Origin of the sequence: Allofournierella sp. CML151 (genome assembly GCF_027853465.1) — a bacterium.
Taxonomy (GTDB): Bacteria; Bacillota; Clostridia; order Oscillospirales; family Ruminococcaceae; genus Allofournierella.
In genome coordinates, this window is the sequence record NZ_JAPNNW010000023.1 from 41298 (window position 1) to 49673 (window position 8376).

Annotated in this window: 8 protein-coding genes; 2 read left to right on the forward strand and 6 right to left on the reverse strand. The window is 61.8% G+C overall.

Going from position 1 to position 8376, the window contains the following annotated elements; translation table 11 throughout:
• Window positions 1-212: 212 nt before the first annotated feature.
• Window positions 213-1475, reverse strand: coding sequence for a GTPase HflX (gene hflX, locus PH256_RS13425; RefSeq protein WP_270914575.1), 1263 nt, complete (start codon window positions 1473-1475; stop codon window positions 213-215).
• Window positions 1476-1508: 33 nt separating this feature from the next.
• The gene (locus PH256_RS13430) at window positions 1509-2093 is read right to left on the reverse strand and encodes a GNAT family N-acetyltransferase (RefSeq protein ID WP_270914576.1); all 585 of its coding nucleotides are present in this window, start codon (window positions 2091-2093) and stop codon (window positions 1509-1511) included.
• Between the two features lie 233 nt (window positions 2094-2326).
• Between PH256_RS13430 and PH256_RS13435 the strand changes: the two genes are divergently transcribed.
• Window positions 2327-2878 (forward strand): hypothetical protein, encoded by a 552-nt coding sequence (locus tag PH256_RS13435; protein ID WP_058963656.1) that lies wholly within the window; start codon window positions 2327-2329, stop codon window positions 2876-2878.
• Window positions 2879-2956: 78 nt separating this feature from the next.
• Here the strand turns inward: PH256_RS13435 and PH256_RS13440 are convergent, their stop codons facing one another.
• From PH256_RS13440 to PH256_RS13455, 4 genes are all read right to left on the reverse strand, one after another.
• A complete protein-coding gene (locus tag PH256_RS13440) occupies window positions 2957-3718 on the reverse strand; it encodes a hypothetical protein (protein WP_270914577.1) in 762 nt (253 codons plus the stop codon).
• Window positions 3719-3731: 13 nt separating this feature from the next.
• Window positions 3732-4517: a hypothetical protein gene (locus tag PH256_RS13445; protein ID WP_270914578.1), complete on the reverse strand. Its 786-nt coding sequence runs from the start codon at window positions 4515-4517 to the stop codon at window positions 3732-3734.
• Window positions 4518-4629: 112 nt separating this feature from the next.
• Complete coding sequence (locus tag PH256_RS13450; protein WP_270914579.1) at window positions 4630-6045, reverse strand: sensor histidine kinase; 1416 nt, start codon at window positions 6043-6045, stop codon at window positions 4630-4632.
• A gap of 13 nt (window positions 6046-6058) precedes the next feature.
• On the reverse strand, window positions 6059-6712 hold the full coding sequence (locus PH256_RS13455) for a response regulator transcription factor (RefSeq protein ID WP_270914580.1): 654 nt from the start codon (window positions 6710-6712) through the stop codon (window positions 6059-6061).
• A gap of 231 nt (window positions 6713-6943) precedes the next feature.
• On the opposite strand from PH256_RS13455, the gene PH256_RS13460 reads away from it, so the two are divergent.
• Window positions 6944-8323, forward strand: coding sequence for an MATE family efflux transporter (locus PH256_RS13460; protein WP_270914581.1), 1380 nt, complete (start codon window positions 6944-6946; stop codon window positions 8321-8323).
• The last annotated feature ends 53 nt before the right edge of the window (window positions 8324-8376 follow it).

Below are 8376 nucleotides of genomic sequence, written 5' to 3' on the forward strand. Positions count from 1 at the left end.
TCACTTAATTATATAAAGCAAAAACGCAAAAGTAAAGGGAATCAGGAAAGAAAAAACCGGCATTTCAATTTGACATATTAAGAAAAATGGGTATACTAAAGACAGTGCCACACAGGTACTCCTGAATTTGATAACTTCTCACTTATTATACTTTCCCACCCCTCTATGCAGAAAGGCCCGCCGGTTTTCCGGCGGGCCTTTCTGCTTTTTGTTCAGTTTTCCAAAAGATAGGGCAGATAAATATGCAGGTCGCTGCTCTTCACAAAGCCCTCGAAGTAGACTCCGTTTTCCCGGTAGTCCTCCACCGAAACGCTGCCCCGGCTGCGCATGGCTTCGGCCAGCCCCAGCTTATCGTAGGGGAGCACCAGCTTCACCGCCCGCACCCGGTCCGAGAGGGCGGCATCCAGCGCGGCCAGCAGATCGTCCAGACCCTGGCCGGTCTTGGCGCTGGTCAGGATCACCGCCGGGTCGAAGGGAGTGGCACCGGCCTTGTCGCACTTGTTGTACACGGTCAGCTGGGGGATGCTCTCGCAGCCCAGCTCCGCCAGCACCTGATCGGTGATGGTCAACTGTTCCTCCCGCTCCTCGTCGGCGGCGTCCGCCACCTTCACGATCACGTCAGAATAGGCGGCCTCCTCCAGGGTGCTCTTGAAGGCCTCCACCAGCTTGTGGGGCAGTCGGCTCACAAAGCCTACGGTATCCACCGCGATTACGTTCAAACCACTGGGCAGAGTCAGCTTGCGGGCGGTGGGGTCCAGGGTGGCGAACAGCATGTCCGCCTCCATCACCTCGGCCCCGCACAGGGCGTTCAACAGGCTGGATTTGCCCACGTTGGTGTAGCCCACCAGGCTGATCACCGGAGTTCCTGCCTTCTGGCGGGCCCGGCGGTTCTCGCCGCGGCGTTTTTCCAGCTCGGTGAGCTTCTGCTCCAGCGCCTCGATGCGCCGGTGAATGTGCCGCCGGTCGTATTCCAGCTTGCTTTCGCCTGCGCCGCGCCGGGCACCGCCGCCGCCACCGCCGCCGCCGCCCTGGCGGGACAGGCTTTCGCCCAGACCCTGCAGCCGGGGCAGCCGGTAGCGCAGCATAGCCAGCTCGGTCTGCACCTTGCCTTCATTGGTCACGGCCCGGCTGCGGAAAATTTCCAGAATCAGCATGGTGCGGTCCAGCACCTCCACGTCCAGCCGCTCAGACAGGTTGCGGATCTGACTGCCGGAAAGCTCGCCGTCAAAGATGGCCGCCTCCGCCCCCAGGTTCTGGCAGTAGAGCTTGGCCTCCTCCAGCTTGCCCTCGCCCAGCAGGGTGCCCGCCTCGGGGGCGGCGCGCCGCTGCACGATCTGAGCCACCGCCTCCATGCCGTTGGCCTCGCACAGAGCGCTCAGCTCGTCCATGCTCCGGTCCGCGTCAAACTGGCCCAGATCCAGCCCCAGCAGGACAACCTTCACCGGCTCCTTGTCTTGAATCATCAGTTCACTCATATAAGCTCCTTTTATCGCTGTCAAATTATCACGTCAGAAATTCGGGTTTCGGTTCACATAGCATCGGCAGGCCACCGGAGTGCCGTCGAATTTGTGGTAAAGGCTGTCGTGGTCCCACACCCATCCGGCCTTTTCCATCACCCGGCCGCTGGCGGGGTTTTCTGTGGCATGGCAGCAGGCCAGCCAGGGCCCGCCCACTTCCTTGAACCAGAAATCCCGCACGGCGCATAAAGCCTCGGTGGCGTAGCCCTTGCCCCAGAAGGCCCGGCCGTAGCAGTAGCCTACCTCCCAAACCCCGGCGGAATGGTCCAGGCCGGGGGCATGCCACAGAGAGGAGTCCTGTTCCTCGCCCTCCATCACACTGATGCTGCCGAAGGGCGCATCCGATCCGCGCAGGCAGACGGCCCACTGGTAGTAGTCCGGGTTCTGGTAAAGGGACTCCCAGGCGGCCAGCAGCTGGGCGGTCTCCAGCCAGTCCCTGTGAGGTTCCCAGCGCAGAAAGCGGGTCACCTGCGGGTCGTTTGCCCAGGTTTCGAACATGGGAATGGCGTCGCCGGTGGTCATCGGCCGCAGAATCAGCCGCTCGGTTTCCAGGACCTGTGTGCCCAGATGGCGCATGGAAATCTCCCTCCTCATCGCCCCGCTGCCCGGGGAAAGTGCTTTTATTATAGGTGCAAGCGGGCGGTGTGTCAATTTTTTTGAAAAAAGATGAAGAACCGGCGGATGCAGGCTCGTTGTATGAGCAAAGGGAAACCTACCGAACCAGTAGGAAGTGCCCGACTATGCGTACCGCCCGCCCGGCGAGGGGAAAATACCGCCCGCAGAGGGCCGCGGCGAAAGGAGCCAGAATCATGCCGAATGTTTACTTATTGTTATCCCGCACCGATACCCTGTTTGCCCGGGCCATGCACGGCCTGACCGGCAACCGATATACCCATGTAAGCCTGGCGCTGGACCGGGACCTGGAGCAGATGTACAGCTTTGCCCGCCGCTACGAGATCGCACCTTTGCCTGCCGGGTTCATCCGGGAGAACCTGTACGATGGGGTTTACGGCCGCAGCGGTACAGCGGACAGCCTGGTGCTGGAGCTGCCGGTGAGCCAGAAGGCCTACGACCGCATCGCCCGCCGGCTGGAAAAGATGGAGCGCCGCCAGCTGGACTACGGTTATGACGTGCTGGGCCTGGCGCTGGCCTGGCTGGGCATTGCCCACCAGCGGCGGAATAAATTCGTGTGCAGCCAGTTTGTGGCCCAGACCCTGCAGGAGGCCGGTGCGCTGGAGTTGCCGGACCACCCCAGCCTGGTGCGGCCGGAGGATTTTGCCTATCTGGAGCCGCTGCGGGTGGTGTACCAGGGGCCGCTGGCCTGGGCAGGCCGTGTGGGCCGCCGGGCAATGGCCGCCTGACCGATGAAAGATGAAAAAAGTAAGCAAAACAAACGCAGCCCGCCATGGTGCAAACGCCATGGCGGGCTGTGTTGCTGTTCAGGAATACGCGCCGTCCAGCACAAGATAAGAGATGTGGAACTCGGATTCCGAGCCGTAGCAGGCAACCCAGTAGTTGCCGGATGCGGTGGTTACCCAGAACCGGCGGGCGTCGTATTCGTTGGTCTTTTCCTCTACCTGCTCTACTGCGGGCAGGTCCATCTCATCAAACAGGGCAGGCAGCTGCCGGATGAATTCCTTCTTTGCGGTATCGGAAGTCTCGGTGGGGTCCGAGTAGACGAAGGGGTGGCCGGTCATTTTCAAAAGCTGGCCGGTGATGGCGTCCAGCTCAACCTGGAAGTGAAAGCTGGATTCATCGGTGTCGTCCGGGGCTTCCCAGGAATCCACAACCCAGATGTAGCGCTCGTTGTTTTGGTATTGGCTGGTGCGGAAGGAATAAACGGTCAGTTCGTAAGGGGTAAGGTCTACCCCGTGGGCGGCTTCCATCAGCTTTGCACCCAGGTTTGCTGCCTGCTGCGCATTCATGCAGGCAGCGTCCGGGGCTTCAAAGGTTTTGGAGTAGGGGGTGCCGTCCGGATTCTCGGCCTCGGCCGTGGGGCCGGAACGTTCCTCAATCCATTCCTGGGTGTAATCGTGGTAGGCGTAGTCGAAGGAATCCAGCGCGGCGCTCACCGGGTCCGGCGCGGGGCTGGAGGAGGCGCTCACCGGGTCGCTCACCGCTACCGGGGTCTGCCCGGGAGCAGAGCAGGCGGAAAAAAGCAGCGCGGCGCAGAGGGTGGCGGCGAGAACAGAAAGTTTCATGATGAATCCCTCCTCAGCGGTCAACAGCATCTTTTTGGTGCAGAGCATCCACCCGCGCCTGCCCGCCGGTGGCGGTCACGTTCTCAAAGGAAGTGAGGGTGTTGCCGGTGGAAAACTGGAACAGGGCGGTGTCGCCGTTTTCCAGAACTGCCCAGAGCCAGTCCTGGTAAGCACTGTCTTCATCCGTAAACTCGGTGCTCTGGATTTGCCCCAGGCTTGCCGCGGTGCAGAAGTCCTGTGCCAGCTGGGGCCAGGTATCCTTTTGGGGCTGCTCCGGGTCGGTGCAGCCCTGCCCCGGATAAAGGGAATAGCTGAACAGCTCACCGGTCACAGGGTCCATGCGCAGCCACACCTCGGCGGCACGTTGGAAGAGCGGATTTTCCTGGCTGCTGGGAATGGGCACGCTGGCCTCTACCACTGACTGGGTGCGGGAAAGGTTCGGGTCCTCCATATAGCACAGAGCAATCAGCTGGGAGGAAAGGTCCATCCCCAGGGCAGACTGGCCCAGCTCGCCCACCTTTTTGGCGATGTCCTGAGTGGGCAGGAATTCCGGTCGGGGCAGGGCAGGCGTGGGGTGTCCTTCGGTATAGTCGTAGGTTTTGTACTCCTCGATCTTCTCGGCAGTTCGGTCGATAAAACGGAAGTCATAATCCTCCACGATCTGCCCGGCGGTATTTACGGCCGCACTCACCGGGTCGCTCACCGCTACCGGGGTCTGCCCGGGAGCAGAGCAGGCGGAAAAGCCGGTCAGGGCCAGGGCGGCCGCCAGGCTGAAAGCAATGGGGCGAAGATTCATCATAACATCCTCCTTGGCGCAGCCGGGGGTGGAAGGCCCCGGCCTGTTTTCTGGCTTTAGTCTACTTCCCGTCTGTTGCCGCAAAAGGTGCGGGGTGTTGCGAAGCGGTAAAAACTTATTGCGAAGTTGTAAAAGTCACCGTGGCCCGGGTGCCCCGGCCCGGCTGACTCTCAAATTCCAGCTGGGCGCCGTGGCGGCGGGCGATGGCAAAGCAGAGCGAAAGCCCCAGTCCGGCCCCGCCCTCGGCCCGGCTGCGGGCCTTGTCCGCCCGGTAAAAGGGCTCGCCCAGGTGGGCCAGTGTCTCCCGGTCCATGCCCCGGCCGTCGTCGGTCACCACAAACATCACCCGGCCCGGCACACGGTGGGCCAGCAGCCGCACCCGGCCCCCGGCGGCGCAGGCTTTCACACCGTTATCGCACAGATTCACCAGCAGACTTTCCAGCAGTACCTCATCGGCCGAAAGCTCCAACGGCCCGTCGGGCGGCAGCACCGCGAAGTCCACCTGCCGGGCCCGGGCCTTGGGGCCGATGGTCCGCTCTACCCGGCGCAGCAGGTCTGCCGCATCCACCGGGACCAGCTCCAGCGGCTCGCTGCGCAGCACGCTCAGCTTCAAAAGCTGCTGGCTCAGCGCCAGTACCCGGCGGCTCTCGAACAGAATGGTATCGGTGGCCTCCAGCAGCTCCTCCGGGTCCATCTGGGCCCGCTGCATGGTTTCGGCCCAGCCGCCGATGGCGGTGAGCGGGGTGCGCATCTCGTGGGCAAGATTATCGATCAGCTGTTGCTTCTGGCTGGCGGCGGTCTCCAGCTCGTCGATCTTGTGCTGCACCTGGCCCGCCATCTGATTCATTGCCCGGCCCAGCTCGCCTACCTCGTCCTGACGCTTGTCCGGCGCACGGGCGGCAAGGTCACCCGCCGCAATGGCCCGAGCGGTGCCGGTCACCTGGGCCAACGGCCGGTACATCCGGGCAAGCACAAGATATAAAGCAATGGCAAACACCCCGCTCACCACCCCGCCGATGATGAGAAACAGCAGCCGGATGCGGGCCCACTCCTGATAAAATCCCTCCATGGGGAAGGCGCAGGTGACGATAGTATCCGGCGAGACGGTGGCAAGCCGGGAGGAGACAAACAGCTGCCGCCCCTCCTCGGTGGGCAGCACCAGATAGACCCGCTGCCCCTGGGGGACCTCCGGCCGGGTGCGTTCGCCCTCCACGGTGGGCAAGGTGGAGTAGAGCACCGTGTCCTTTTCCGTCACCTCCAGCGGGATGCCGCCGCCCGCGTACTGGGTGGCGTAGTATTCATACAGATTGGGCAGCGCCGCCGGGCGGGAGGCCGCCACGGCCTGAGCGTCCTGCACGAGGCTCTGCATCAGGTATTGCTGCTGGGCCAGGGCCTCGTTCACGGTGGAGGAAAAATTCTGCCGCTGCCCCAGGCTGAACACCGCCCCGATGCTGCCCGCAAGGCAGCACAGAAACAGCGCCAGCGTGGCCAGATAGGTTTTCTGCCAGTATTTCAGGGTGATCTTTTTCATGAAAACGCCTCGTTCAGCGGGTGCTGAGCCGGTAGCCCAGCTTGTAGACGGTCTGGATGCGGTTTTCCAGCTCCAGCTTTTTGCGCAGTCGCTGGATGTGGGCATCCACGGTGCGGCTCTCGCCCTCGTAGTCGTAGCCCCAGGCCAGGTTCAGCAGCTTTTCCCGGCTGAGCGCCAGGTTCCGGTTGGTGATGAGCACCTCCAGCAGGCTGTATTCCTGGGGCGTGAGGGGGACTTCTTCCTCCCGCAGAAAGACACGGTGGGCGTCCAGGTCCACCCGCAGCCCGTCCAGCGTGAAGGTACGGGCGGATTTGCCGCCCCGCCGCAGCACGATCTCCACCCGGGCCAGCAGCTCCAGCACCTCAAAGGGCTTCACAATGTAGTCCTCCGCGCCAAGGCCCAGTCCCTGCAGCTTGTCCGACAGGCTGGTCTTTGCGGTCACGAAAATCACCGGCAGCCCGGCGGGCAGCTTGGCCTTCACGGCAAAGCCGTCCAGTCCGGGGAGCATCACGTCCAGCAGCACCAGATCAAAGGTCTGGCTCTGGGCCAGCTCCAGCGCCTCGGGCCCGGTGAAGGCCTGGGCGCAGCTGTGGCCCACCAGCTTCAAATTGGAGCGGATCAGATTGTTGATGGCGGTTTCGTCTTCGGCGATGAGAATGTGTGCCATGGAGGGGGTCTTCCTTTCTGCGCACGGCTGAGAGCGTGGATATTCTGCTTTTATATTATAAAGAAGTTGTTGCGAACTTGTCATGGCTTTGGGCAAATTACCGAATTTGTGCCAAACAAATAACGATGGTCGACACGGCGGTGCAATCGTGCTATACTGTTCTGGCTTTCAAGTGTTTTTATGAGGGCCGCGGCCCCCGGGAGTGAATTTCAGAAAAGAGGTTTTTGTGATATGTCGCGTTCCGTCAGCGCGGAAAACCAGATCACCCAGGGCGTGATCTGGAAGCAGATCCTGGTGTTCTTTTTCCCCATTCTGTTCGGTACCTTCTTCCAGCAGCTTTACAACACCTTCGACGCCATCATTGTGGGTCAGTTCGTGGGCAAGCAGGCGCTGGCCGCGGTGGGCGGCGGCACCAGCAACCTGGTGAACATTGTGGTCAACCTGTTCACCGGCGTGGCGGCCGGTACCACCGTGGTGGTGGCTCAGGGCGTGGGCGCACGGGACCCGGAGCGGGTGAGCAAGACCGTGCACACCTCGGCGGCTATGTCGCTGGTGGGCGGCCTGGTGTTCACCGTGGTGGGCGTGCTGGCAGCCCGGCCGGCCCTGCTGGCCATGGGCACACCGGACGACGTGATGGGGTACGCGGTGCAGTACCTGATTGCTTACTGCCTGGGTATGATCCCTTCCTTCTTTTACAACGTGGGCGCGGGTATTCTGCGCGCGGTGGGCGACACCAAACGCCCGCTGTACTTCTTGATCGTGGCTTGTCTGGTGAACATCGTGCTGGACATTCTGTTTGTGGCGGTGATGGGTCTGGGCGCACTGGGTGCGGGCCTTGCCACCATGATTTCCCAGTGGGTGAGCGCCGCTCTGGTATACATCTCGCTGACGGGCACCTCAGCCATCTACCGGCTGGACAAAACCCAGCTGTGCTTCGACAAGGCCAGCCTGAGCCGGGTGCTGCAGGTGGGCATCCCGGCGGGCATTCAGGGCAACATGTATGCTATCTCCAACGTGATCCTGCAAAGCTGCATCAACTCCTTCGGCACCGATACGGTGGCCGCCTGGACCAGCTTTTCCAAGGTGGATGGCTTCTTCTGGATGGTCAGCGGTGCTTACGGCATTGCCATCACCACCTTTGCGGGCCAGAACTACGGCGCGGGACTGTACAGCCGAGTGCGCAAGAGCGTGCATGTCTGCCTTGCCATGTGCGCGGGCACCGCGGTGGCCATGAGTGTATTGATGGTCAGCTGCTCGGGGATCTTCCTGCGCATGTTTACACAGGATGAAGCGGTGTTGGAGATCGGCACCGTGATGGTTCATCACCTGATGCCCTACTACGTGACCTTCGTGTGCATTGAGATTCTGTCCGGTGCCATCCGCGGCTGCGGCCAGGCGCTGATCCCCATGATTCTTACCGGCAGCGGCGTGTGCGGCCTGCGTATTTTGTGGGTCTTCCTGGTGGTTCCCCTGAAAAAGGATATCCTCACTGTTCTGGCCAGCTATCCCATCAGCTGGGTCATTACCAGCATCTGCTTTGTGATCTATTACAAGTGCGGCAAATGGCTGTCCAAGGAGGACCGCCAGCCCGCGGTCTCCGCTGAGGCCTGATTGCCTGATTGTAAAAGCAAATAAAAAAGAGGAAGCCCATGCGGGCTTCCTCT

Bases quoted from the DNA above. Each gene is read 5' to 3' on its own strand.
- PH256_RS13430 (WP_270914576.1), bottom strand. From the start codon at position 2,093: ATGCGCCATCTGGGCACACAGGTCCTGGAAACCGAGCGGCTGATTCTG.
- PH256_RS13455 (WP_270914580.1), bottom strand. From the start codon at position 6,712: ATGGCACACATTCTCATCGCCGAAGACGAAACCGCCATCAACAATCTG.
- hflX (WP_270914575.1), bottom strand. From the start codon at position 1,475: ATGAGTGAACTGATGATTCAAGACAAGGAGCCGGTGAAGGTTGTCCTG.
- PH256_RS13440 (WP_270914577.1), bottom strand. From the start codon at position 3,718: ATGAAACTTTCTGTTCTCGCCGCCACCCTCTGCGCCGCGCTGCTTTTT.
- PH256_RS13450 (WP_270914579.1), bottom strand. From the start codon at position 6,045: ATGAAAAAGATCACCCTGAAATACTGGCAGAAAACCTATCTGGCCACG.
- PH256_RS13435 (WP_058963656.1), top strand. From the start codon at position 2,327: ATGCCGAATGTTTACTTATTGTTATCCCGCACCGATACCCTGTTTGCC.
- PH256_RS13460 (WP_270914581.1), top strand. From the start codon at position 6,944: ATGTCGCGTTCCGTCAGCGCGGAAAACCAGATCACCCAGGGCGTGATC.
- PH256_RS13445 (WP_270914578.1), bottom strand. From the start codon at position 4,517: ATGATGAATCTTCGCCCCATTGCTTTCAGCCTGGCGGCCGCCCTGGCC.